This window comes from Pseudomonas sp. LBUM1658 (assembly GCF_059716055.1).
Window position 1 is genome coordinate 4,989,114 of record NZ_CP166798.1, and the last position, 24,177, is coordinate 5,013,290.

Below are 24,177 nucleotides of genomic sequence, written 5' to 3' on the forward strand. Positions count from 1 at the left end.
CTCGTCCTTAAACCGGCATCTGCATGATGTCTTGGTAAGCCTGAACCAGCTTGTTACGGACCTGGGTCAAGGCCTGGAAGGAAACACTGGCCTTCTGCGAGGAAATCATCACGTCGGTGAGGTCGACGCCGCTTTTACCGATCTCGAAAGCGCTGGCCAGTTGGCTCGAGGCTTGTTGAGTCTCGCTGACCTTGTTGACGGCCTGGCCGAGCATGTCGGAGAAGCTGCTGCCGGCCATTTGCGGCACGGCGACAGTCGACTTCGCTTGAGCCATGGCGTCCATTTGCATGGAGCGCATGTCCAACATCAACCGATTAAATTCAATACCTTGGCTCATGGTCTGCTCTCTCTGACAACCCGCAATTTTTTGACGCTCAGGCAGCGGGTAGAGAGGTATTAGCAACAAGGGTGCCAGCTCCCTCCCCGAGCTGAACAAAAGCCAATACTGGCTGTTGCTTACAGATGGATCAGGTGGCGAACAGATAAGCCTCGACGTCCATTCCGGCGTCGCGCATTTGCGCCAGCTTGTAGCGCAAGGTCCGCGGGCTGATGCCCAGGCGTTCGGCCGCCTCTTTGCGGCGACCGCGCTCGGAGCGCAAGGTATCGATGATCATCTGGAACTCGCGCCGCCGCAGATCGTCACCCAACGCACCCACTGACTCCCCCGGCTCGATGTCGGCCGGTGCAGCACGCACCTGAGGCTGGCCAGGTAGCACCAACGACGGCAGAGGGGCGCAGGCCACAGGACCGCTCAGGCAAAAATCTTCCGGCTGAATCAAGCCACCCTGCTGCAGGATCAGCGCACGCTGGATCGCGTTATCCAGTTCACGCACGTTTCCCGGCCACGGATAGCCGATCAGGCAGGCCTGAGCCTCGGCCGACAGGCGCGCCGCGGCGTGCTTCATTTTATTGACGTGCTTGGCCAGCAGCCGCTCGGCCAGCGGCAGGATATCGGCGGTACGCTCGCGCAACGGACGCCAGGCCAGCGGAAACACCGATAGCCGATAAAAAAGGTCTTCACGAAAGCGCCCCGCCGCCACTTCGCCAGCCAAGTCACGGTTGGTGGTCGCCACCACGCGGATATCCAGGGTGATGGGTTTACGCCCACCGACGCGTTCCACCTCACGCTCCTGCAATACCCGCAGCAGCTTGGCTTGCAGGCCCAAGGGCATTTCGGAAATTTCGTCGAGCAAAATGGTCCCGCCATCGGCCTGCTCGAACTTGCCGGCCTGGGCGGCAATGGCGCCGGTGAACGAACCCTTCTCGTGGCCGAACAAGGTCGCCTCGAGCATGTTGTCGGGAATCGCCGCACAGTTGATTGCGATAAAGGGCCGGCTGGCGCGATGGGAATGCTGATGGATATAACGCGCCAACACTTCCTTGCCGGTGCCTGATTCGCCGGAGATCAACACCGTGGAATCACTTCGCGCGACCCGCGCCGCCAGTTCGAGCAACTGCGCGCTGGCCGGCTCGAAGGCCACCGGCCCTTCGTCCCGGGCAACGCCCAAGGAGCCCAAGGCATGCCGCGCCACCAGGTCGAGCAAAGCCTTGGGCTCGAACGGCTTGACCAGATAGTCGACCGCGCCCTGGCGCATGGCGTCCACCGCCCGCTCCACCGCTCCATGGGCGGTCATCAGCAGCACTGGCAATTGCGGTTGACGCGCGCGCAGCAAACCAAGCAACTGATGCCCGTCCATCCCCGGCATGTTTACATCGCTGACCACCAGATTGAACGCTTGCGCAGCAACTGCCTCCAGCGCCTCCTTGGCCGAGCCGACGGCGATGTATTCATGCCCGGCCAGCAGCAGCGTATCGGCCAGCGCCTCGCGCAGGGCTCGATCGTCTTCGACCAGCAAAACCTTGACCGCCATGACCTTCACTCCATTCCCCGAGCGCCGGGCTGCTCAACCGAAAAAAGCGGCAAGACCACCAGCGCACAAGTGCCGCGGCCCGGCCGCGAGCGCAACAGCAATTCTCCCTGATGAGCCTGTGCCACCGCCTTGACCACGGTCAGCCCAAGGCCGGTTCCGGTGGTTTTGGTGGTGAAAAACGGCTCGCCCAATTTCGCCAACACCGTCCCATCGATACCACTGCCGCTGTCGCTGACGCACAGACGCAAGGTGTTTTCCCGGGCATACAGATGCACCTTCAAACGGACCGCGCCGGCACTGGCCTGGATCGCGTTTTCAATCAGGTTGAGCACGGCGCCGACCAGCGTGTCGCGATTGCACAGCAACTCGCCGGCATGCACGTCGCACTGCCAGCGCAGCGGCAGGCCCTGCACATGTATCTGCGCCGCAGACTGCAGCGACTGCATCAAGGCCCTGGGGGTAATGCGATCGGTCAACGGCAATTCGCCACGGGCAAACACCAGCATGTCGCGCACCTGGTGCTCCAACTCGTGCAAGCGCTCTTTCAAGCGTCCGGCAAAGCGTTGCTGGGTGGCGACCGGCAGCTCCTGCTCAGTCAAATGACTGGCGTAGATCAGCGCCGCCGACAACGGCGTGCGGATCTGATGCGCCAGAGAAGCGACCATCCGCCCCAGGGACGACAGGCGTTCGTGACGGGCCAGTTGGTCTTGCAGATGCCGGGTTTCAGTCAGGTCGTTGAGCAGCACCAACTGCCCGGGTTCGGCATCCAGCGAACGGGTGGCAATCGACAGGCGCCGACCATCTTTCAGGGAAACTTCATGTCCGTCGTCTTCACGGGGGGCGAAGCTGCGGGCGATAACCTGGCGCCAGAGCTCCCCCTCCAGCGGCAGACCCAGCAATTCAGACGCGGCCGGATTGGCTTCACGAACCATGCCTTGCCCATCGATGACGATGACGCCACCTGGCAATAGATCTAGGAGGTTTTGCAGACGGTTGGCCAGGCGCTCTTTCTCGGCCAGCTCTTGCATGCGCTGGGCACTGACCACCTCCAGTTCACCCTTGAGCTCGGTGACGCGCGCTTCGAGCATGCTGTAGGAGTCGGTCAGCTGGCTCGACATCTGGCTGAACAGCGCAAACGCCTGCTCAAGCCCTTGCCGACTTGCCTGCTCTACGGACGACGATTGCCCCGAAGCTTGAGGGGCAGGAGACAGCTGGGCGGCTTGGGGCATCAGGCTTACTCGCTTGGCTGAGCGTCAGTTAAACGCAACGTTGCGAGAGCTATAGCAATACCCGTGCCTAAAAAAAACTACTTGCTTTTCAACCCCTTGAAAAACAGGCGTCAATCATCCGCCTGTTCATCACCCTCACGCCGGCTCATGCCGTACTTGCGCATCTTTTCCACCAGGGTGGTGCGACGAATCCGCAGGCGCTCGGCAGCCCGAGCCACGATGCCATTGGCATCATCCAATGCCTGCTGGATCAAGCCCTGTTCCAGACCACCGAGGTAGTCCTTCAAGTCCAGGCCTTCCGGCGGCAGCATCGCGCCGGCGGCGAAGTCTGGGGTGTGGCCGTTGATGGCCACTCGTTCTTCCAGGTCGCTGCGCAGATTGTCGACTGCCAGTTGCTCGTCTTCATCGTCCACGTAACGGAATTTCTTCGGCAGCTCGACCACGCCGATCACCCCGTACGGGTGCATGATCGCCATGCGTTCCACCAGGTTGGCCAGTTCGCGGACGTTGCCCGGCCAGCCGTGACGGCACAGCGACATGATCGCCGCCGAGTTGAAGCGGATCGAACCGCGCTTCTCGTGTTCCATGCGCGAGATCAGTTCGTTCATCAGCAACGGAATGTCTTCGACGCGCTCGCGCAGCGGAGCCATTTCGATCGGGAAGACGTTCAGGCGGTAATACAGGTCTTCGCGGAAAGTGCCGACCTCGATCATGCTCTCGAGGTTCTTGTGGGTCGCGGCAATGATCCGCACATCGACACTCTGGGTCTTGTTGCTGCCGACTCGTTCGAAGGTGCGTTCCTGCAACACGCGCAACAGCTTGACCTGCATCGGCAACGGCATGTCGCCGATCTCGTCAAGGAACAGCGTACCGCCGTTGGCCAGCTCGAAACGCCCGGCCCGACTGGTGATCGCCCCGGTGAATGCGCCCTTCTCGTGGCCGAACAATTCGCTTTCCAGCAGCTCGGCCGGAATCGCGCCGCAATTGACCGGTACAAATGGCCCGTCACGCCGCTTGGAGTGGTAATGCAGGTTGCGCGCGACCACTTCCTTGCCAGTGCCGGACTCGCCGAGGATCAGCACACTGGCATCGGTATCGGCCACTTGCTGCATCATCTGCCGCACATGCTGGATCGCCCGGCTGGTGCCGACGAGGCTGCGAAACAGATTGGGTTCGCGATGCCGACCGCGCTCACGCGCCTGATCGTACATCTCACGATAGACCTGGGCGCGATGCAGGGAATCGAGCAGTTTGCTGTAGCTGGGCGGCATTTCCAGGGTCGAAAGCACCCGGCGACGCTGGTCTTCTGGCAAGTCAGTGAGAGAAATATCGCCCATTAACAAAACCGGAAGGAACTCATCCCAGGTTGCGAGTGTCTTAAGCAAGCCCAAAACAGCGCCAGGAGTATTTACAGTCCCGATCAGGACGCAAATCACTTCACGACTGGATGACAAGGAGCCGACAGCCTGCTGCCAATCATGGCTTGCGCAGGGTAAATTTTCTTCGCCAAGAAAATTTAAAATCACCGCAAGGTCGCGGCGACGGACGCTATCGTCATCAATTAGCAGAATTTTGGTTTCACGCCACATGCAATAGCAACTTCCCTAGTCAACTCAATGCCCGGAAATACGGGGCAGCTAGACGTCTGCAGGCATTTTCCTACTAAATAGACGCCTGAAATCTTGAAACAGCACTAGTTAAGTCAAAAAAACGTGCACAGTCAAATTTATGGCGCACTATATTCGGATTAACTGAGCCAGATCAGCCGAACAGATGGTAAACCTTTGCCGCGCTCTTAGCTTGCTGGATCTGAGACATCTCGTCGACTATGCTCTGGCGTTCGCCCGTGGTCACTTCCAGTAGCTGGCGATAGACCACCAGCAGACTTTCAAGATTATCCCGCACCGCCGCCTCATCGATCGGCCCCTCGCTGAGCACATCATCGACACACGCCCGGCAAGTCATATCCAGCTCGCCGATCGCCTCCCAATTGCGTTCGGCCAGGGCGTAGACCAACGCCTCACGGGTTTCTTCAATACGCTGCAGTGCATGGCTCATGATGTCATCCTCAGGCGCGCGGGCCTATTGTGCTGCAATCGCATCCCAACCACTTTTGACGGTGATCAACAGACGGGCGACTTCGTCGATGATTTCCGGATCGTTGCTCACGTTGGCTTGCAACAGGCGCGTGCTCATGTATTCGTACAAGCTGTCCAACTGCTGGATCGCGGCCGGATCTTCAGCCTTCTCTTCGTCCAGGCCCTGACGCAGCCCGGTGATGATGTCGATCGCCTTGGTCAGTAACACGCATTTCTGCGCGATATCGCCACGAGCCATTGCACCCTTGGCCTGGGCCAAGCGATCGAGGCCGCCCTCGAGCAGCATCTGGATCAGGCGATGAGGGCTGGCCTCGGAGACCTGAGCGTGGGAATTGACCTTCTGATATTGGCGAAGGGCTCTCATAGGGTTCATGTTGCTACCTCGTTACAGGCCACAGGCGAAAGGGTTTTCTCTAACCAGTTTGTCGACTGCGCCAAATAAAACTTTAATCCAGAACCAAAAAACCCAGACCACCCGTGCATGTCTTCGCCGGGCGCTTTACCGCCCTTTTGATCAGTCTGACTTCGGATTATTCAGCGAGTTAAGAGTGGTCATGATGCTGGAGCTGCTGGCGTTGAGCTTGGCAATCAAGGTATCCATCGCCGTGTACTTGGCCGTCAGGGAGGTCTGCAGGCTCTCAATGCGACGATCGAGATCCTTCTGCTGGGTGGTCAGGTCCGTCAACTTGGTGTTGAGGTCTGTCACACGCGAGGCCAATAGCCCTGTTGTACCCACATAGGCGTTCGTCGCCTTGTTCATGCGCGTGACCAAACCGCTCTCACCAGTAAACAGCTTGGCAATATCACCAGCGCCCTTGACCACCGCCTTGTCCCACTCCTTGTCTTCCAGAGTCAACAAGCCGGTTTTCTGGTCAGTGGTAATGCCCATCTGCGACAGGCCGCTCATGGCGCTCGTACCCGAGCTGTTAACCAGCTCGCTGCGCAGACTGGCAACCAGTTGACGCATCGACGCATCACCGGTCAAGGCACCCGCCGTAGTGGTCGCGGCATCGCCGGTGGCGTTCACCTTGGTCTGGGTGTTGATGCTGGTCATCAGCGCGTTGTAGGCGGTGACGAACGACTGGACCGAGGTCTTCAGCGTGGCGGTATTGCTTTCCACGATGATGGTGATCGGCTTGTCCTTGTCCTTGGCGACCAGATCCAGGGTCACGCCACTGATGGCGGAAGTCACCTTGTTGCTGGTGGACTCCATCGCTATGCCGTCGATGGTGTATTTGGCGTTCTGAGCCGCCAGGCCCTGGTCATAGCCCTGAGCCAGTTCCGAGTTACCACTGAGGGTGATATCGGTGCCTACACCACTGTTGCTGGAGCCGATCACCAGGCGTGCGCCGTTGGAGTCGCTCAAGACGTTGGCACTGATACCTTGGGCTGAAAGCTGGGTATTGATCGACTCGCGCACCTCTTGCAGGGTTGCGCCACCCGGAACCAGTACATCGTAACTCTTGCCCGACTGGGTAATGGTCAGCGTCTGGGCTTCGTCACTGGCATTGGCCACACCCGAAGCGCCGCCCTCAATCATCTTGCTGGTGACTTTCGAAGAGGTCGCCAGATCCTGCACCACCACCACGTACTTGCCACTGGATGCAGCATCACCCAAGGTGACCTTGACGTTTTTTTCTTCGGACGAGGTAGCGGCCAGTCCGTTGAACGCGGACACATTGTTCAACTTGGCGATCGCCGCCCGGTAAGTTTCCAGCGCACTCTTCACCGTGCCAACGGCAGACAACTGAATCGTCGTGTCTTTTTGCTGATCGGTGATCTGGGCTTGCTTGGGCGCCTTTTCAGCACCGACCAACGCCTTGACGATGGCTTGCGTGTCAAAGCCCGAACCTGGGCCGGAAATCGTTGAGCTAGCCATTTCTATTCTCCTTGTCCTGTGGCTGCCGCTTTATTGGCTCACAAACACCTAAGCAGCAGTCAGAAACATATTTCGTGCCAGCTCAAGCCCTGGTCTGAAACAACAGGCTGCTGGCATCGCTCAGATTCTGCGCCAGCTTCAGCGCGGTCTCCGATGGAATCTGTCGAATCACTTCACCACTGTCGGTGGCGATCACCTTGACTACCACCCTGCCGGTGGAGTCATCGATGGAAAAGTCCAGGTTACGTTGGGTAGCCTGCACAAACTCACGAATATCGGTCACTGCCTTTTCCAGTGCTTCGCGCTGCGGCTCCTCGACAGATGTCGAATCAGTCTCTACAACAGGCGGTGCCTGAGTAGCAGAGGTGCCACTGGCCTGGGTTGCGCCAGCAGGGTAAGCCGCGTTCAGACTGATGCTCATGTCCATGTCATCACCTCAAAACTGAAAAAAACGAAAGGGCACGTATACGCGCCCTTCCGTTATTTAACCGCTACCGAGATTACTGAAGCAGCTTCAGAACAGCGGATGGCAGTTGGTTAGCCTGGGACAGGATCGCGGTGGAAGCCTGTTGCAGGGTTTGTTGCTTGGTCAGCTCGGCGGCTTCAGAAGCGAAGTCGGCGTCTTCTACACGGCCTTTAGCGGCAGTGGAGTTCTGCGAAATGCTCTGCAGGTTGGCCACGGTGTTGGCGAAACGGTTTTGTACGGCACCCAGCTGCGAACGCTGGCTGTCGATCTGCTGCATGGCGTCGTCCAGAGCCTGAACAGCCTGCTGAGAGCTAGCAGCAGAGAGGATGCTCAAGTCAGAAACAGTGGTTTCCATGGTCACGGCGACCTTGGTGCCGGCAGTGGATACAGTAGTCAGACCCAATGCGGCCAAGCCAGTACCTGCGCTGCCGTCCTTGACGGTAATGTCTTTGTCAGCAAACAGGTTCAGGGTGCCGTCAGCGTTTTTGCTGGCGTTTACACCGGTGCTGGCGCTGTTGATCGAAGCAACGATCGCGTCGGAGGTATCACCCTTCTTGAACTTGACTTCAACACCATTGACATCAATGGATGTATCTGCAGTCAACTTGGCTTCAGAAGTGCCTGCCGACAGGCCCAACTGCGACAGCGAACCGCTGGACGTGTTGGACAGCTTGATGTCTTCACCGGCACCCGAGGTAACCTTGACACGACCGTCAGTGAAGGTTGCTGTAGCGCCAGCGCCGGCGGCCCCTTGGATAGAAGTCAGTACGGTGGCCAGGGTGGCAGTGGAAGCCCAGGCCACAGCTGTGCCATTGACAGAGATGGCACCAGCAGTACCCATGACACTTGCGCTAGTCGTAGCTGCAGCTGCAGTCGTACCAGGAGCCCCCAAACCGAGTTTGGCCAGACCATCAGTAGCGCCACCAACAGCGGAGGCGCCAAGAACGATATCGTTCTTCGACGTCAGGGTCACGATACCGGCAGCATCGGTGCTGGCGGTAACACCTGTAGTGGCCGTTTGCGCGTTGATGGCTGTCACTGCAGCAGTACCAGCAGGAGCACCAGCAAGAGCAACACCGAGTGCGATCTCTGTACCGTTGATAGTGAAAGCATCGGTAGCAACAGTAGCCAAGGCCGCAGCACCTGTTTTGACAGCCTTGTCACCCAATACCGAACCAGTTGCAGTAGCAGCCAGGCCAGTCAGCGCAGTACTGTCGACGCTTGCTTCGCTGTAGTTGCCTTTCAAGCCGGTAGCGCTGATGTCGGTCATGCCGAACGAGATGGTTTCGTTGGCGTTGGCGCCGATCTGGAAGCCTACGTTGCTGAACGAACCGTCCAGCAGGGCACGACCACCGAAGGTAGTGGTGTTGGAGATACGGGTCAGCTCGCCGACTTTAGCGGTGAATTCTTGCTGCAGGGAAGTACGGTCAGCGTCGCTTTTATCACCGTTCGATGCTTGCAGGGCCAGCTCACGCAGACGTTGCAGCAGGTTGGTGGATTCTTGCATCGCGCCTTCAGCGGTTTGCGCGATCGAAACACCGTTGTTGGCGTTGGCAATTGCAACGTTCAAGCCTTTAATCTGGTTGCCCAGACGGTTGGCGATTTGCATGCCGGCAGCGTCGTCTTTGGCGCTGTTGATTTTCAGGCCGGAGGACAGGCGGTTCATCGAGGTGCTCAGGGCTTCGGAAGCCTTGTTCAGGTTTTTCTGAACGCCCAGGGAGGTGATGTTGGTATTAACTGATAAAGCCATGACGAATTCCTCGTTGGATGGGTGCTGCGGCTTCCGGCCCTGGCAACCGCCGGGTGTGGCCTAGAGAACCTTCGTAATAGTTATCGTCGTGAATGCAGGTTGCTTGAGGGGTTTTTTGAATTTTTTTGCTAGCACCGTGCCACCCCTTGGAATCCAAGGCGTTACGACTTTGAAAGATCGCAGCCTGCAGCAGCTCCTACAGGGGATTGCGGGCACTCATGATCTCGCGGGTGTACGCGGCGGGCGTAGGAGCTGGCGAAGCCTGCGATCTTTTGGCGGTTCTGAAGAGTGCCCAGGAGCAAGATCAAAAGATCGCAGCCTGCGGCAGCTCCTACGGGGGGATGTGTACATCCGATCCGGCAAGCCACCAGGAACGCAAAACGCCCAAGGTCTTTCGACCTTGGGCGTTTTTGTTGTTGCTCGGTAAGGCATCAAGGGCGATAGAGAATCGCCGAGCCCCAGGACAGGCCCACACCAAAACCACTGATGGCCACACGGGACCATACAGAGTCGAGCACGTGCCTTTCCAGCAGCAGCGGAATACTCGAGGAGACCGTGTTGCCGGTCTCGACCATGTCCTTGATGAACTTCTCCGGCTCGCCTTCGAAGCGCCGCGCCACGGCGTCGACGATTGCCGCACTGCCCTGGTGGATGCAGTAGGCGTCGATGTCTTCGGGCTTGAGGTCCGACTCATTGAGCAATTCGTGCAAGTGGGCCGGGACTTTCAGCAGGGCGAAGTTGAACACCTGACGGCCGTTCATGTAGAACACCCCGTCGCTGACTTTCAGGTACGGCGCGCCGGAACCGTCGGTGCCGAACTTGGCCTTGCCCAGCTGCCAGGGAGCGTCTTCGCCCATCCAGGTCGCAGTGGCCGCGTCGCCGAACAACATGGTGGTGTTGCGATCTTCCGGGTCGACGATTTTCGAGTAGGGGTCGGCGGTCACCAGCAGGCCATTCTTCAGGCCGGCGGCTTCCATGAAGCCCTTGAGTGCATAGATGCCGTAGACGTAGCCGGAGCAACCCAGGGAGATATCGAAGGCCGCGACGCGGGTCGACAGGCCAAGCTTGTCCTGGACGATCGCCGAGGTATGGGGCAAGCCTTCTTCGTCGCCGTTCTGGGTGACGACGATCAGCACATCGATGGATTCGCGATTGAGCTGCGGGTTGTTGGCAAACAGCGTATTGACCGCTTCGACGCACAGGTCGGAGGTTTCCTGGGCAGCATCCTTGCGCGGCAGGAATGCCGAGCCGATTTTGCCGAGGATGAATTCTTCGTCTTTATCGAACTTCGCGCCCTGGGCGTAGTTATCAAGCCCGCTCGCTGGCACGTAACTGGCGATGCTTTTTATGCCAATCATTGTGGCTTCCCAATACTGAAAAACTGGAGATCACCGCTCGCACGATCGAGAGGCGCTGACAACAAAGGGGGTAGCGGCGCAAACGAGCGCCGCAAGTGGATGCCAACACCCTGAAAATCGACCTTGCACAGGCCCGGCACCCGCCCATCCTTTTCACACGATACAGTGAAGATGCGCTTTATGACTCATAGGTCACTCAATTTTGCCTGCTTTGTGCAAAACCGTCTAACAGCTGGAACCTGCCGGCAGCTGACAGCCCTCTTCACACGTGCCAAATCAACGAAAAAACAAGGCAAGTAATAAGCCAAAACAGAACCGGCCCACCCTGGTTACAGGGCGGGCCGGCGTTCGAGCAAGCGAATCAGAGCTTGTTGAACAGGCTCAATTGGGAGATTTTCACAAAGGCCAGTTGCGAGGCTTGCAGCATCGCCTGCTGGAACGCCAGGTCAATGGCTGCGGTGGAGATGTCAGTGTCCGCGATAGCCGACTGGGTACTCTTGTTCGCCAGGCTCTGGCTGGTGTTCTCCGAGCTCTGGATATCGATGGAGTTGAGCCGCGCACCAATGGCGCCACGCACGTTATCCAATTGCGAACTGGCGTTGGACAGGTTGGTGATCGCGGCATCAGTCGCGTCCTTGAGCCGGGCTTCGGCCAGGATATCGCCATCGGATGGCGTTTCCAGGGCCTTGCGCAACTGGCTCAGGGTATCCAGCGCGCTCTGGCTGCGATGGCTGTTGGCGCCAATCACAAACTGATCGCCATCCTCAGGCACGCCGGTGATATCAAACTTCACGCCCGCTGCGGTGATCGAAGTGCCGGTCATGGTGCCACTGGCAATCGACTTGCTGTCGGTGCTGTACGGCTGAGCGTAGACCTCGTAGGCCGGTGCAGTGGTGAACTTGAGGACCACGCCACCCTTGGGAAAGGTGCTGGCGTAATCGGTCTTGCTGGCAACGCTGGCACCGGTGAGCTGAGCCATGGAGGTGTTGCCCGGGGTGCGCGACGGATTGAAGCTGTCAGGCTTGCTCTCCAGGACGAAGATGCGACCCCCGACCGTTGTATCCGGGATGTCCGTGTCCTTGAGGTTCAGGCTGATTTCGAACTTGACCCCGCGCAGCTCGACGCTCGACGCCCCTTCCTTCTTGGCATCGAACACACCGTTGCCGGGGATTTCCGAGGTCACGTCCAGATTGTCTTTGTCTGTCACTTTGTACTGAGTGCTACTGATGAACTCGATCTTGTAGGGTTCGCCAGTGGCAAAGCTCTTGGTATAGGCCGCGTTCGACGTCATCAGACCCGCCGACACCACTACCTTGCCGTCATCGACAGCAGGCGCCGTCACCTGCAAGGCGGTCTGGGTCCGGGCGGAGTTGACCGAGTTTTCCAGAATGGTCTTGCCCGTGTCATTGGTGGCAATCTTCAAGGTGTCGGAAACGTGCAGGCTCAGGGCCGTTTCATCGCCCTGGTAGGTGTAGGTGCCGTCGTTGTTGCGCACATAGGGTGGCGTCGAGGTCATGGAGCCGCCAAACATGTACTGACCAGAAGAGTCCTTGCTGTTGAGCAGGCTCATGACCTGGGCTTCCAGCTCACCGATCTCGACCGCAATCGACTTGCGGTCGGCATCGCTGATACCGCCACCGCCCGCACCGCCAGCCTTCAGGGCCAGCTCGCGACCGCGTTGCAGTGCGGTATTGACGCTTTCCAGCACACTTTCTTCGTTGCTCAGGGTGTTCTTCAGGGTGCTCATGTTGCCGCTGTACTGGGACAACATGTTTTGCTGTTGTTGCAGCAGCAGCAACTTGGCCGCGCCCACCGGATCATCCGCCGCCGACTGCAAGCGCACGCCCGACGTGACCTGCTCCTGGGTCTTGACCACGCTGCTGAAGTTCTCGGAGTACTTGTTCGCCGTGAACTCAAAATACTGGGCTGTAGAAATGCGCATCGTCGACGACTCCCTTAAAGACTGTTGATCAGCGTGCTGAACGTTTCTTGCGCGGCCTTGATGATCTGCGACGACGCGGTGTAGTACTGCTGGAACTTGAGCAAATCCGAGGCTTCGTCTTCCAGGTTGACCCCGGACACCGAGTTTCGCGCGGCCTTGGCGCCGGTGAGGATGGCGTTGTTGGCCGAGTCATCGACCCGCGCCTTGGCCGCCTGGCCACCTACCTGCTCCACCAGGCGACTGTAGGAGCTGGTGATGCTGAACCCGGAGTTGCCGCCCGTCATGCCGACCGTTGGCTTGTTCTGCAATTCCAGCATGGCGTTGGCGTTGCGGTTGTCTGACTTGCCCTGGGCATTGAACTTGACGTCGAAGCTGTCGCCCTCGGCGGGCGCGCCGCTGACTGCGGTATTGAAAGCGAAAGTTTTCGGCTGGCCTGAGCCATCGAGGACCGGCGCGCCGGTGGCATCGCGCATCCGCACATTAATCGTCAGTTCGTTTTTCTGACCCGGGATGATGCTGCCGCCGCCCATGGGGTTGCCCTTGGAGTCGGTCACCGTGTAAGCCTGGGTGCCGGTCAGCGGGTCCGGCTTGCCAAAGGAGATCTTGACCGGCATGCCGTGCTCGATACCGCTCTGCATCTGCGCCAGCGCGGCACCGCCATAAATATCCATCGGCACCGTCAGCGATGGCGCATCCATGATCCCGGTGCCGTCGTTGCCCGTGCTGCTGGCCACCAGCGGTCCGGCGAAACCGAGCTTGTTGGCGTCGGTCAGCTGGGTGCCCATGTCCACCGCGCCGGAGCGGGTCGGCGATACCTTGAAGCTGTCACCGGCGATAACCGGCCCGGTACCGTCCAGGGCCAGGGTGAAACCGTCGATCACCGGCGGGGTTGCTGAGTTGAGGTCGAAGGAACCCATGGCCGTACCGTCGGAACGGGTGACGCTGTAAAGGTTCGGCGGGTTGCTGAAGGTCACCTTGTAGTCGTAGATCGACAGCTTGCTAGTGTCCTTGATGGTGACATTCAGGTTGCCGGAGCCGGGGCTGTTGGTCGACGCGCCCTGGCTGCGTTGGCTGATGGCAGTGGCACTGTTGATGTTGTTGAACAGCGACGCGCCGAACTCACCGTTAGCGTCCAGGCCCTGGCCCAACTGAGTGTTGATCGCCCCGGAAACCACCAGCGCGGTGCGCCCCAGGTCGTTCATGGCGGGCGCCAGTACGTCATCGCGATAGCGAACCAGACCGCCGATCTTGCCGCCGGTGATGACCGAGGTTACGTCGGTGCTGGTCTGGCCGTAGCTGATGGAGATGTTGTACTGGTTCTTGTCGCCATTGGACGGCTTGGCGGTCAAGGTGTTGGCCGTGCTGCCCAGCACCAGGGACTGACCGGTGCCCAGGGAAATATCGTAGCTGCCATCGCGCTCGTGAACCTTGACCCCGACCAACTCGTTCAACGAACGCACCGCTTCGTTACGGGCATCCAGCAGGTTGGCCGGGCCACTGCCGCCGGTGCTCGACTGGGAGATCTGCAGGTTCAGTGCCGCAATGGACGTGGTCAACTGGTTGACCTGACTGGTCAAGGTGCCGAGCTGGCTGTTGATGCCTTCATTTTGCTGATTCAACTGCGAGGAGATCGAGTTGAACCTGTTGCTCAGGGTCTCGGCGCTGGTCAGCAGCAATTGCCGGGAAGAGACGTTATCCGGTGTGGCTGCCGAGGTTTGCAGCGCCGCAAAAAAACTGCTCAGGGCCGTGGTGATACCGGTGGTTTTATCCGACAGCAATTTGTCGACGGTGCCGATCTGGTCCAGGTAAGCCTTGGCATCACCGCTCAACGCAGTGGTGGTCTGCAACTGGCTATCAAGGTAGGAGTTGTAGATCCGGCGCACATCCGCCAGGGTTGTGCCGCTGCCGATAAAAACATTGCCGTACTGTTGCGAGGCTGCGCTGGTCTGAACGTTTTGCTGGCGTGAGTAACCGGCGGTGTTGGCGTTGGCAATGTTATTACCGACAGTCGCCAACCCCGCCTGGCTCGCGTTGAGCCCCGACATCCCGATATTGATCAAACTCATGGTTCAGACCTTATAAAGTCGTGGAGGAGCTCGCCGCAGCGTAGTTCTGGTAGCTCTTCATTTGTTTGGCTATCTGTGAAATCTTGCTGGCGTAGTCCGGGTCGGTGGCATAACCGGCCTTCTGCAACTCGCGCACAAACTGTTCCGGGTTATCGGCCGACTTCAGGACTTCTTGATAACGATTGTTGCTTTGCAGCAAGGTCACCAGGTCATGGAAGCTGTCCTGGTAAGAATCGTAGGAACGGAACTCGGCCGTCTCCTTGACCATCGCGCCATTTCTGAACTCGCTGGTGATCGCCCGGGCCTGGGCGCCCTTCCAGCTTTCGCTGGCCTTGATGCCGAACAGGTTATGGCTGCTGCTACCGTCTTGCTGACGCATGACCGATTTTCCCCAGCCGGTTTCCAGTGCGGCCTGGGCCACCAGGTAGCGGGGATCGACGCCGATCCGGTCAGCCGCTTGCTGCGCCATGGGCAACATAGTGGCGACGAATTCATCTGCCGAACTGAAGGCTTTTTTCGCTGGCGCCAGGGGCGGCTGGGCCATGGCCCGACCGTAGATCTGCATCCGGCCGTGCGGTGCGGCAAAGCTTTGGGCGGACTGCCAGTCGCCCTTGATCACCGCATCGGCAGCGGCCGTGGTGCGGGCTGGCAACGCGCTGTGATTAGTGGCAACGGCAGCGGTGGTCGCCGATGGCACGATCCCCGTCAACAAACGGTCGGCGAGTTTGGGCGGTAATGCCAGGCGGCGCTGATTGAGCAAGGTCCTGACGTCATGGGTCGCGCCCCCGGCAGCCGGTTGTGGCTCGCTGGCCGAGCGCGATGCCCACAACGGACGTTGACCGTTGAGACGACTCAAGGGGCCGTTTGTGCCGGTGGTCCCGGCAGCGATTGGAGTCGGGACCGGCGTCTTGGCCGCGTCTTGAGCAGCGCTCGACAAGGTCGAGTCCGCTCTGACTGGTTTGGTTTTCGACATCTGCCGCAGCAGTACATCCGCCAGGCCTATGCCGCCGCCCTCGCGGGACATGGAAACCGCCAGCTGCTGGTCGTACATTTCCTGGTACTGCTTGGCCGCCGGGGTGTTGAGCGGATTGTCCTGGCCCAGCGCATCGGTGGCCGAACGCATGGACTTGAGCATTTCGTTGAGGAACAGCGACTCGAACTCCTGCGCCACCTTGCGCATGTTGCCATCGCTGTCCTTGTCACCGACCTTGAGTTGGTTAAGCCGGTTGAGGTCGGAGTAGGAACCCGAATCGCCGCTGCTCACCCGCCCGCCTTTCTGGATATCCATGGCCGCCACCTCAGATCACGATCAGATCGGCTTGCAAGGCACCGGCTTGCTTCAAGGCTTCGAGAATCGCCATCAAGTCACCCGGCGCCGCGCCGACCTGATTCACCGCGCGAACGATTTCGTCCAGGGTGGTGCCAGGGCCGAACCTGAACATCGGCTTGGCTTCTTGCTCGGCACTGACCCGCGAGCGCGGCACAACGGCGGTCTGGCCATTGGACAGTGGCCCCGGCTGGCTGACGATCGGGTCTTCGGTAATGGTCACCGTAAGGCTGCCGTGGGTGACGGCGGCCGGTGAAACCTTGACGTTCTGGCCGATCACGATGGTGCCGGTGCGCGAGTTGATAATGACCTTGGCCACCGCCTGGCCCGGATCGACTTCGAGGTTTTCGAGGATCGACAGGTAGTCGACGCGCTGGCTCGGATCGAGCGGCGCCGTTACTCGAATCGAACCGCCATCGATGGCCTGGGCCACGCCTGGCCCGAGCAGGTCATTGATCTTGTCGACGATGCGCTTGGCCGTGGTGAAGTCCGAACGATTGAGGTTGAGGGTCAGGCTGTTGCCCTGGTTGAAACCACTTGGCACCGCACGCTCGACGGAGGCACCACCGGGGATCCGCCCGGCCGAAGGAACGTTGACGGTGATCTTCGAACCGTCTCGACCTTCCGCGTCGAAACCGCCGACCACCAGGTTGCCCTGGGCGATGGCGTAGACGTTGCCGTCGATGCCCTTGAGCGGCGTCATCAGCAAGGTGCCGCCACGCAGGCTCTTGGAGTTGCCGATGGAGGCCACGGTGATATCCACCGTCTGCCCCGGCTTGGCGAACGCCGGCAAATCGGCGCTGATCGAGACTGCCGCGACGTTCTTCAACTGGACGTTGCCCGAGCCGGGCGGCACCTTGATGCCGAACTGCGAGAGCATGTTGTTGAAGGTCTGCAGGGTAAACGGGGTCTGCGTGGTCTGGTCGCCCGTGCCGTTAAGCCCGACGACCAGGCCGTAGCCGATCAATTGGTTGGAGCGTACGCCGGAAATACTGGCGATGTCCTTCAACCGTTCGGCGTGAGCGCTGAAGGCCGTGGACAGCAAGAGCATGGCCGCCATCAGGTGCTTGAAGTTCAAGGTAGTCACCTAGAAAGGGAACAGCGGGCTGAGGAAGAAACGGTCGAACCAGCCTGGCTGACTCGCATCGGCAAACGAACCGGTACCCGAATAGGTAATGCGCGCGTCGGCGACCCGGGTCGAGGGCACGGTGTTGTCCGTGGAAATATCGTCGGAGCGCACCAGCCCGGCAATCCGTACCAGCTCATCACCGGTATTGAGGGTCATCCACTTCTCGCCGCGCACGGCGATGATGCCGTTGGGCAAGACATCCGCAACGGTCACGGTGATCGAACCGGTCAGGCTGTTGCCCTGGTCGGCCTTGCTGTCGCCCTTGGTCGCCCGGTCACCGCTGTAACCCACATCCAGGCTCAGGTCACCGCCGCCCACCGGGTTGTTGGTGCTCAGGCCGCCGCCAAAAAATGAGCTCAGACCGATATCGGCCTTGCTGTTCTTGCCTATTTGCGAGTTGGCGTTTTTGCTGGCTTGAGTCCTCTCGTTCAGGGTAATGGTGATGATGTCACCGACCCGGAATGCCTTGCGGTCGCCGTACAGGTTCTGCTCGAAGCCAGCCTGATAGATCGAACCGTTGTTCGCCGCAGCCGGCAACGGCGTACGTGGCAACACGGGCGCGTAATAAGGGTCATTTGGCTTCGGCGGCGGGGAGACACACCCCGCGAGCACAGCGATCCCACTCAGTACCAGAACAGAAACAAACCGACTCATGACCCTACCTCACGGTGTTGCAGACGACCTCAGGCCGCCCCATAGACTTGATTACAGATTCTGCGTTACGAACGAGAGCATCTGGTCGGCGGTGGAGATCACCTTGGAGTTCATCTCGTAAGCGCGCTGAGTGGTGATCATGTTGACCATCTCTTCAACAGTGCTGACGTTGGAGGTTTCCAGGGTGTTTTGCAGCGTCAGGCCCAAACCGTTCAGCCCCGGAGTGCCGACTTGCGGCGCGCCGCTGGCGGCGGTTTCCAGGAACATATTGCCGCCGGCCGCTTGCAGGCCGGCCGGGTTGATGAAGTCGGCGGTCTGCAGGTTGCCGATCACTTGGGAGGCCGGGTTACCGGCGATGGTGATCGAAACCGTGCCGTCCTGACCGACCGTGAAGGTCTGTGCATCGTTCGGAACGACAATCGCCGGCTCCAGCGCGAAGCCGTTGGCCGTGACGATCTGGCCATTGGAATCCAGGTGGAAGGTGCCGTCGCGGGTATAGGAAGTGGTGCCGTCCGGCTGCAGGACCTGGAAGAAACCGCGACCATTGATGGCCATGTCCAGCGGCTGCTCGGTGGTTTGCAGGCTACCGGCGGTGAAGTTCTTCTGGGTGCCGACGATGCGCACACCGGTACCTACTTGCAGGCCCGATGGCAACTCGCTGTCCTGGGTCGACTGGGCGCCAGGCTGGCGTTTGATCTGGTACAGCAGATCCTGGAACTCGGCACGGTCACGTTTGAAACCCGTGGTCGAGACGTTCGCCAGGTTGTTGGAAATAGTCGTCAGGTTGGTGTCCTGGGCGGACAGACCTGTTTTGGCAACCCATAGAGCCGGAAGCATTCGATTCTCCTCGCGCGCCTGTTTTACGGCGCTACGTTCTGATAATTAGCTGATCTGCAAGACCCGAGCCATGGCCTGGTCGTCTTCTTTGGCGGTGTTCATCATCTTGATGTGCAGCTCGAACTGCTTGGCCAGCGCCAGCACCGAGGTCATCTCCTCGACGGCATTGACGTTGCTCGACTCGAGGAATCCGGACACCAGTTGCACGTTGGCATCGGCATCTGCCGGCTGGCCGTCCTTGGTGTGGATCGAACCGTCCAGGCCCTTGGTCATGTTCTTCAGGTCAGGGTTGACCAGCTTGATGCGGTCGACTTGCGCCATCACCCGCGGGCCTTCGCCCATCGCGCGGATGCTGATGGTGCCGTCCTGACCGACTTCGATTTTCTGTTCAGGCGGCACGGCAATCGGCCCGCCGTTGCCCATGACCGGCATACCGTTGCCGGCCCGCAGCACGCCCAGGGCATCGACATTCAGGCTGCCGGTGCGCACATAACCTTCACTACCGTCGGGGGTTTGCACGGCAATCCAGCCGTTGCCACTCACCGCCACATCGAGGTCGCGCCCGGTTTCCACTAGCGCGCCTGCAGTGAAATCGGTGGCCGGACGCTCGGACAGGGCAAACGCCCGCGCCGGAAAGCTGTCACCAAACACCGGTATCGACCGCGCCTGCTCCAAGTCCCGCTGAAAACCGTTGGTGGAAATGTTTGCCAGGTTGTTCGCATGGGCCTTTTGCGCCAGTGCATTCTGGCTGGCGCCGGTCATTGCCACGTAAAGGTACTTGTCCACAGTCTTTCCTCTATCTGCCGGACGTTTGCCGCCCACCGCTGTACTGATGAGCCCCAAGCAATAACTGCACCAACTATTTTCTGGCGGCTGGAGGGCAGGCAAACAAAGGACTTGAGGGAATCAGAGGGGATTTGGGGACTGTAAGGGAGACGAAAAACCGGCGGGGATATGCCGGTTGGCGGGTAGGAGCTGCCGCAGGCTGCGATCTTTTGATCTTTCTTCTATTGCCGATCATTCCGCTGCAGCCGAAAAGATCGCAGCCTGCGGCAGCTCCTACAGGATTTGTGTACCCCCGCAATTTCGCGGGTTTACCCGGTCGGCGTAGGAGCTGCCGCAGGCTGCGATCTTTTGATCTTTAAAGGTCCCCCTTCCCCACCTCATACTCCCGCAACTTATTGGCAATGGTGGTATGAGAAACCCCGAGCCGCTTGCCCAGTTGCCGACTGCTCGGGTGCTCGGAATACAGGCGTTCCAGCACGGCCTTCTCGAAGCGCCCGACAATCTCGTCCAACCCGCCCTCGAGGGAAAAATCGCCAAGGGGTTGGCGCACGCCATAATCCGGCAAGCGAATATGCTCGGCCTTGACCGTCCCGCCCTCACACAACGAAACCGCCTGAAACAACACGTTCTCCAACTGCCGAACGTTGCCTGGCCAATGGTAATGACGGAGCCGATCCATCGCCGCCGGCGCCAGTTTCGGCAAGGGGCAACCGATCTGTCGGCTGGCCTGATCGAGGAAGTGCTCCACCAACGGCGTCAAACCATCGAGGCATTCGCGCAGCGGCGGGATATGCAACGACAACACATTGAGCCGATGGTAAAGGTCCTGACGGAATTCGCCGCGAGCACACAGCTCCGATAGATCGACCTGGGTCGCGCAGATCACCCGCACATCCAGATAGACCTCTTCATCACTGCCGACCCGGCGGAAACAACCATCCTGCAGGAAGCGCAGCAACTTGACCTGCAAGCGCGGGCTCATTTCCCCCACCCCATCGAGGAACAGCGTGCCACCGGCCGTCAGCTCCAGCAGACCCAGCTTGCCTTCGGCCCGCGCGCCTTCGAAAGCACCGGGGCCATAACCGAACAACTCGGTCTCGGCCATCGACTCGGGCAACCCGGCACAGTTGAGCGCCATCAATGGCGACTGCCCGCGCGGGCTGGCCAGGTGGCAGGCGCGCGCCAGCAACTCCTTGCCGGTACCGGTCTCGCCTTCGATCAGCAGCGGCGCATCCAGCGGCGCCATGCGCCGCGCTTCGCGAACCACCGCGGCCATGACCTTGGAGCTCTGGAAGATGCTGTCGAAGCCGCGTAGCTCCTGCTTACGCACATTGTAAATACGCTCGCCGACCCGATCCGCCCGATGCAGCGTCAGCACCGCACCGGCCATGGCTTCGCTGTCGTCATGCTCCGATTGCAGCGGCGCGATATCCGCCAGAAACACGTCGCCCTTGACCTTGACCCGCAAACCATTGATCCGCGATTTGTTGGCGCGCACCAGTTCCGGTAAATCGAAGTCTTCGGCATAACGCGACAGCGGAATCCCCGGCACCTCATCGACCCGCACACCGAGCAACTGGGCGGCGGCACGGTTGGCCGCAACGATCGAGCCACCCATGTCGATGGACAACACCGGAAACTCCAGCGCACCGAGCAACGCGTTAAGTTCCATATGCCGACGCTCGCTGGGCATCAGCCCGACGCGCTTGACGCCGAACACACCGTTAATAGCCTCGAACTTCGGGCGCAGCGCCTGGAACTGAATGTTGATCAGGTTCGGGCAATGCAGGTAAATCGCATTGCCATGCTCGCCGCCGACTTCTCCGCGGGCAACGTTGATCCCGTACTCCACCAGCAGATTGAGAATGTCGCGCAGGATACCGATGCGGTTCTGGCAGTGGACTTTGATACGCATATGAAGGTCCAAGAGTTATAGGGAGACCGAGCACCCCCTGTAGGAGCGAGCTTGCTCGCGATGGTCTCAAGGGCGACGCGTTTATTCAGAAAACACGCGTTATCGTTAACCCCCATCGCGAGCAAGCTCGCTCCTACAAGGCCAAGACCGGCGTTTTTTTTGCAGCCGGGCTCAGTTAGTCGTCAAGATTATGTGACAGCTGCAAGCCTTTTCACACCGACAAATCGCAATGAGTGCGGCATCGGAGTCATTCCGTAACGAATACTTTACGAAAAGCAGAGAAAAGTCCTACTCCTTCCCCTGCGCAGGTACTGCAACTGACTCTACCTTGGGTTATCTATATGGACATAGCTGGACATAAAACAAGAACGTTATCCCCTAGCAGGAGAGCAGCATGAAGCAGACGCACTACGTGGCTCGCGAGCCCGATGCGCAAGGTTTTATCGACTACCCCGCAGAAGAACATGCGGTGTGGAACACGCTGATCACTCGCCAACTGAAAGTGCTCGAGGGTCGTGCGTGCCAGGAATACCTGGACGGCATCGAAAAACTCGGCCTGCCTCACGACCGCATTCCGCAACTTGGCGAAATCAACGAGGTGCTGGCTGCCACTACCGGCTGGCAAGTCGCCCGCGTGCCGGCGCTGATCCCCTTCCAGACCTTTTTCGAATTGCTGGCCAACAAGCAGTTTCCGGTGGCGACCTTTATTCGTACCCGCGAAGAGCTGGATTACCTGCAAGAGCCGGACATTTTCCACGAGATCTTCGGCCACTGTCCGCTGCTGACCAACCCCTGGTTCGCCGAATTCACCCATACCTACGGCAAGCTGGGCCTGCAAGCCTCCAAAGAGGAGCGGGTCTACCTGGCGCGGCTGTACTGGATGACCATCGAGTTCGGCCTGGTCGACACTCCCGAAGGCCAGCGCATCTACGGCGGCGGCATCCTGTCCTCGCCCAAGGAAACCGTGTACAGCCTGTCGGATGAGCCGGAACATCAGGCGTTCGATCCGCTGGAATGCATGCGCACGCCGTACCGCATCGACATCCTGCAACCGCTGTACTTTGTCCTGCCGAACCTCAAGCGCCTGTTCGATCTGGCCCACGAAGACATCATGGGCATGGTCAAGCAAGGTATGCAGCTGGGGTTGCGCGCTCCCAAGTTTCCGCCAAAAGCGGCGTGACCCGCGCCTTTTGGCATCAGGTGAGTCTGTTACGGGCCAACGCTTTGCTTTAGCGTGGCCTTACTGACGACCGTTTTTCCAAACACTCGATTTCAGGAACCCAAAATGTCCACATTGAACCAAGCCCATTGCGAAGCCTGCCGCGCCGATGCTCCACAAGTCAGCGACGAAGAACTGCCGGTACTGATCAAGCAGATCCCTGACTGGAACATCGAAGTTCGCGACAGCGTGATGCAGCTGGAAAAAGTTTTCCTGTTCAAGAACTTCAAGCACGCCCTGGCGTTCACCAACGCCGTCGGTGAAATCTCCGAGGCCGAAGGTCACCACCCAGGCCTGCTCACCGAGTGGGGCAAAGTCACCGTGACCTGGTGGAGCCACTCGATCAAAGGCCTGCACCGCAACGATTTCATCATGGCCGCACGCACTGACGAAGTGGCCAAGGACGCCGAGGGCCGCAAATAATGCATTTCGATGCCATCGGCCGAGTGCCCGGCGACCCGATTCTCGGCCTGATGGAGGCCTATGCGCTGGATTCGAATCCGCGCAAATTCGACCTCGGCGTTGGCGTCTATAAGGACGCCCAGGGCCTGACGCCGATTCTTCAGGCGGTGAAACTGGCCGAACAACGGCTGGTCGATCAGCAAACCACCAAGACTTACATCGGTGGCCACGGCGACGTGGCCTTCGGCAAAGTCATCAATGATCTGGTGCTGGGTGCGGACTCGGAGCTGATTGCCGAGCAACGGGCCGGCGCCACCCAGACCCCGGGCGGCACTGGTGCATTGCGCTTGAGCGCCGACTTCATCGCCCGCTGCCTGCCCGGCCGCGGGATCTGGCTGAGCAACCCGACTTGGCCGATTCACGAAACCATTTACGCCGCGGCCGGCCTCAAGGTCAGCCACTACCCCTATGTCGGCAGCGATAACCGCCTCGACGTCGAAGGGATGCTGGCGACCTTGAACCAGGTGCCCAAGGGCGACGTGGTGTTGCTGCACGCCTGCTGCCATAACCCTACCGGGTTTGACCTTTCCCATGATGACTGGCGCCAGGTGCTGGAGATCGTCCGCAGCCGCGAACTGCTGCCGTTGATCGACTTCGCCTACCAGGGCTTCGGCGACGGGGTGGAGCAGGATGCCTGGGCGGTGCGACTGTTCGCAGAAGCACTGCCCGAGCTGCTGATCACCAGCTCCTGCTCGAAGAACTTCGGCTTATATTGCGATCGCACCGGCGCACTGATCGTCTGCGCGGCGAATGCCGAGAAGCTGCTGGATATCCGCAGTCAGCTGGCGTTTGTTGCCCGTAACCTGTGGTCGACTCCGCCGGATCACGGCGCCGCGGTGGTCGCGACCATCCTTGGCGATCCAGAGCTGAAAAGCCTCTGGGCCGATGAAGTCGAAGCCATGCGCCTGCGCATCGCGCAACTGCGTTCAGGCCTGGTGGAAGCCCTTGGGCCCCACGGTCTTGGCGAGCGCTTTGCGCACATCGGGGTGCAACGTGGAATGTTTTCCTACACCGGCCTGACACCGACCCAGGTGCAGCGCCTGCGGGAAAACCACAGCGTGTACATGGTCAGCAGCGGCCGGGCGAACGTCGCCGGCATCGACGCGACACGCCTGGATTTGCTGGCCGAGGCGATTGCCGAGGTGTGTCGCCCTTAAAAGATCGCAGCCTGCGGCAGCTCCTACAAGT

The 24,177-nt window shown here is 59.7% G+C and carries 21 protein-coding genes; 3 read left to right on the forward strand and 18 right to left on the reverse strand.

The genetic code is table 11. The features are described from left to right. Positions 1-7: 7 nt before the first annotated feature. The 18 genes from fliE to ACA064_RS23005 form a co-directional block, all read right to left on the reverse strand. A complete protein-coding gene (gene fliE, locus ACA064_RS22920; protein ID WP_497670168.1) occupies positions 8-337 on the reverse strand; it encodes a flagellar hook-basal body complex protein FliE in 330 nt (109 codons plus the stop codon). 130 nt (positions 338-467) lie between these two features. After that, a complete protein-coding gene (locus ACA064_RS22925; protein WP_497670169.1) occupies positions 468-1,871 on the reverse strand; it encodes a sigma-54-dependent transcriptional regulator in 1,404 nt (467 codons plus the stop codon). A 5-nt stretch (positions 1,872-1,876) separates the two neighbouring features. Further along, complete coding sequence (locus tag ACA064_RS22930) at positions 1,877-3,100, reverse strand: sensor histidine kinase (RefSeq protein WP_497670170.1); 1,224 nt, start codon at positions 3,098-3,100, stop codon at positions 1,877-1,879. A 110-nt stretch (positions 3,101-3,210) separates the two neighbouring features. Then, positions 3,211-4,689, reverse strand: a complete 1,479-nt coding sequence (locus ACA064_RS22935; RefSeq protein ID WP_497670171.1) for a sigma-54 dependent transcriptional regulator — start codon at positions 4,687-4,689, stop codon at positions 3,211-3,213. Between the two features lie 172 nt (positions 4,690-4,861). After that, the gene (gene fliT, locus ACA064_RS22940) at positions 4,862-5,158 is read right to left on the reverse strand and encodes a flagellar protein FliT (RefSeq protein WP_497670172.1); all 297 of its coding nucleotides are present in this window, start codon (positions 5,156-5,158) and stop codon (positions 4,862-4,864) included. 24 nt (positions 5,159-5,182) lie between these two features. Next, positions 5,183-5,572: a flagellar export chaperone FliS gene (gene fliS, locus ACA064_RS22945; RefSeq protein WP_497670173.1), complete on the reverse strand. Its 390-nt coding sequence runs from the start codon at positions 5,570-5,572 to the stop codon at positions 5,183-5,185. 141 nt (positions 5,573-5,713) lie between these two features. Then, on the reverse strand, positions 5,714-7,078 hold the full coding sequence (fliD, locus tag ACA064_RS22950) for a flagellar filament capping protein FliD (protein ID WP_497670174.1): 1,365 nt from the start codon (positions 7,076-7,078) through the stop codon (positions 5,714-5,716). Between the two features lie 82 nt (positions 7,079-7,160). Beyond that, positions 7,161-7,505, reverse strand: a complete 345-nt coding sequence (locus tag ACA064_RS22955) for a flagellar protein FlaG (RefSeq protein ID WP_497670175.1) — start codon at positions 7,503-7,505, stop codon at positions 7,161-7,163. A 73-nt stretch (positions 7,506-7,578) separates the two neighbouring features. Continuing rightward, the gene (locus ACA064_RS22960; protein ID WP_497670176.1) at positions 7,579-9,294 is read right to left on the reverse strand and encodes a flagellin N-terminal helical domain-containing protein; all 1,716 of its coding nucleotides are present in this window, start codon (positions 9,292-9,294) and stop codon (positions 7,579-7,581) included. Positions 9,295-9,725: 431 nt separating this feature from the next. Beyond that, the gene (locus ACA064_RS22965) at positions 9,726-10,652 is read right to left on the reverse strand and encodes a ketoacyl-ACP synthase III (protein ID WP_497670177.1); all 927 of its coding nucleotides are present in this window, start codon (positions 10,650-10,652) and stop codon (positions 9,726-9,728) included. A 361-nt stretch (positions 10,653-11,013) separates the two neighbouring features. Next, positions 11,014-12,594 (reverse strand): flagellar hook-associated protein 3, encoded by a 1,581-nt coding sequence (locus ACA064_RS22970; protein WP_497670178.1) that lies wholly within the window; start codon positions 12,592-12,594, stop codon positions 11,014-11,016. Between the two features lie 14 nt (positions 12,595-12,608). Next, complete coding sequence (gene flgK / locus ACA064_RS22975; RefSeq protein WP_497670179.1) at positions 12,609-14,660, reverse strand: flagellar hook-associated protein FlgK; 2,052 nt, start codon at positions 14,658-14,660, stop codon at positions 12,609-12,611. Between the two features lie 10 nt (positions 14,661-14,670). Then, a complete protein-coding gene (flgJ, locus tag ACA064_RS22980) occupies positions 14,671-15,948 on the reverse strand; it encodes a flagellar assembly peptidoglycan hydrolase FlgJ (protein WP_497670180.1) in 1,278 nt (425 codons plus the stop codon). 10 nt (positions 15,949-15,958) lie between these two features. Further along, positions 15,959-17,047 (reverse strand): flagellar basal body P-ring protein FlgI, encoded by a 1,089-nt coding sequence (locus tag ACA064_RS22985; protein WP_497674314.1) that lies wholly within the window; start codon positions 17,045-17,047, stop codon positions 15,959-15,961. 27 nt (positions 17,048-17,074) lie between these two features. Beyond that, the gene (flgH, locus tag ACA064_RS22990; protein WP_497670181.1) at positions 17,075-17,770 is read right to left on the reverse strand and encodes a flagellar basal body L-ring protein FlgH; all 696 of its coding nucleotides are present in this window, start codon (positions 17,768-17,770) and stop codon (positions 17,075-17,077) included. A 51-nt stretch (positions 17,771-17,821) separates the two neighbouring features. Further along, positions 17,822-18,607, reverse strand: coding sequence for a flagellar basal-body rod protein FlgG (flgG, locus tag ACA064_RS22995; RefSeq protein ID WP_497670182.1), 786 nt, complete (start codon positions 18,605-18,607; stop codon positions 17,822-17,824). Positions 18,608-18,652: 45 nt separating this feature from the next. Then, a complete protein-coding gene (locus ACA064_RS23000; RefSeq protein ID WP_497670183.1) occupies positions 18,653-19,393 on the reverse strand; it encodes a flagellar basal body rod protein FlgF in 741 nt (246 codons plus the stop codon). 355 nt (positions 19,394-19,748) lie between these two features. Beyond that, positions 19,749-21,308 carry a sigma-54-dependent transcriptional regulator gene (locus ACA064_RS23005; RefSeq protein ID WP_489356882.1) on the reverse strand — a complete coding sequence of 520 codons (1,560 nt, stop codon included), beginning with the start codon at positions 21,306-21,308 and terminating at the stop codon, positions 19,749-19,751. Between the two features lie 394 nt (positions 21,309-21,702). Between ACA064_RS23005 and phhA the strand changes: the two genes are divergently transcribed. The 3 genes from phhA (at position 21,703) to ACA064_RS23020 (ending at position 24,146) form a co-directional block, all read left to right on the forward strand. Next, positions 21,703-22,488, forward strand: coding sequence for a phenylalanine 4-monooxygenase (gene phhA, locus ACA064_RS23010; RefSeq protein ID WP_150645484.1), 786 nt, complete (start codon positions 21,703-21,705; stop codon positions 22,486-22,488). 105 nt (positions 22,489-22,593) lie between these two features. Continuing rightward, positions 22,594-22,950, forward strand: coding sequence for a 4a-hydroxytetrahydrobiopterin dehydratase (locus ACA064_RS23015; protein WP_008030478.1), 357 nt, complete (start codon positions 22,594-22,596; stop codon positions 22,948-22,950). Further along, the gene (locus tag ACA064_RS23020) at positions 22,950-24,146 is read left to right on the forward strand and encodes an amino acid aminotransferase (protein ID WP_497670184.1); all 1,197 of its coding nucleotides are present in this window, start codon (positions 22,950-22,952) and stop codon (positions 24,144-24,146) included. The genes ACA064_RS23015 and ACA064_RS23020 overlap by 1 nt, the downstream gene beginning before the upstream one ends. Positions 24,147-24,177: the final 31 nt, after the last annotated feature.

Coding starts and splice junctions, on each gene's coding strand:
- ACA064_RS22930 (WP_497670170.1), bottom strand. CDS start 3,100: ATGCCCCAAGCCGCCCAGCTGTCTCCTGCCCCTCAAGCTTCGGGGCAA.
- ACA064_RS22965 (WP_497670177.1), bottom strand. CDS start 10,652: ATGATTGGCATAAAAAGCATCGCCAGTTACGTGCCAGCGAGCGGGCTT.
- flgH (WP_497670181.1), bottom strand. CDS start 17,770: ATGAGTCGGTTTGTTTCTGTTCTGGTACTGAGTGGGATCGCTGTGCTC.
- fliT (WP_497670172.1), bottom strand. CDS start 5,158: ATGAGCCATGCACTGCAGCGTATTGAAGAAACCCGTGAGGCGTTGGTC.
- ACA064_RS22925 (WP_497670169.1), bottom strand. CDS start 1,871: ATGGCGGTCAAGGTTTTGCTGGTCGAAGACGATCGAGCCCTGCGCGAG.
- flgK (WP_497670179.1), bottom strand. CDS start 14,660: ATGAGTTTGATCAATATCGGGATGTCGGGGCTCAACGCGAGCCAGGCG.
- flgJ (WP_497670180.1), bottom strand. CDS start 15,948: ATGGATATCCAGAAAGGCGGGCGGGTGAGCAGCGGCGATTCGGGTTCC.
- ACA064_RS23015 (WP_008030478.1), top strand. CDS start 22,594: ATGTCCACATTGAACCAAGCCCATTGCGAAGCCTGCCGCGCCGATGCT.
- ACA064_RS23005 (WP_489356882.1), bottom strand. CDS start 21,308: ATGCGTATCAAAGTCCACTGCCAGAACCGCATCGGTATCCTGCGCGAC.
- ACA064_RS22955 (WP_497670175.1), bottom strand. CDS start 7,505: ATGGACATGAGCATCAGTCTGAACGCGGCTTACCCTGCTGGCGCAACC.
- flgG (WP_497670182.1), bottom strand. CDS start 18,607: ATGCTTCCGGCTCTATGGGTTGCCAAAACAGGTCTGTCCGCCCAGGAC.
- ACA064_RS22985 (WP_497674314.1), bottom strand. CDS start 17,047: ATGGCGGCCATGCTCTTGCTGTCCACGGCCTTCAGCGCTCACGCCGAA.
- ACA064_RS22960 (WP_497670176.1), bottom strand. CDS start 9,294: ATGGCTTTATCAGTTAATACCAACATCACCTCCCTGGGCGTTCAGAAA.
- ACA064_RS22970 (WP_497670178.1), bottom strand. CDS start 12,594: ATGCGCATTTCTACAGCCCAGTATTTTGAGTTCACGGCGAACAAGTAC.
- fliS (WP_497670173.1), bottom strand. CDS start 5,572: ATGAACCCTATGAGAGCCCTTCGCCAATATCAGAAGGTCAATTCCCAC.
- ACA064_RS22935 (WP_497670171.1), bottom strand. CDS start 4,689: ATGTGGCGTGAAACCAAAATTCTGCTAATTGATGACGATAGCGTCCGT.
- fliD (WP_497670174.1), bottom strand. CDS start 7,078: ATGGCTAGCTCAACGATTTCCGGCCCAGGTTCGGGCTTTGACACGCAA.
- ACA064_RS23020 (WP_497670184.1), top strand. CDS start 22,950: ATGCATTTCGATGCCATCGGCCGAGTGCCCGGCGACCCGATTCTCGGC.
- phhA (WP_150645484.1), top strand. CDS start 21,703: ATGAAGCAGACGCACTACGTGGCTCGCGAGCCCGATGCGCAAGGTTTT.
- fliE (WP_497670168.1), bottom strand. CDS start 337: ATGAGCCAAGGTATTGAATTTAATCGGTTGATGTTGGACATGCGCTCC.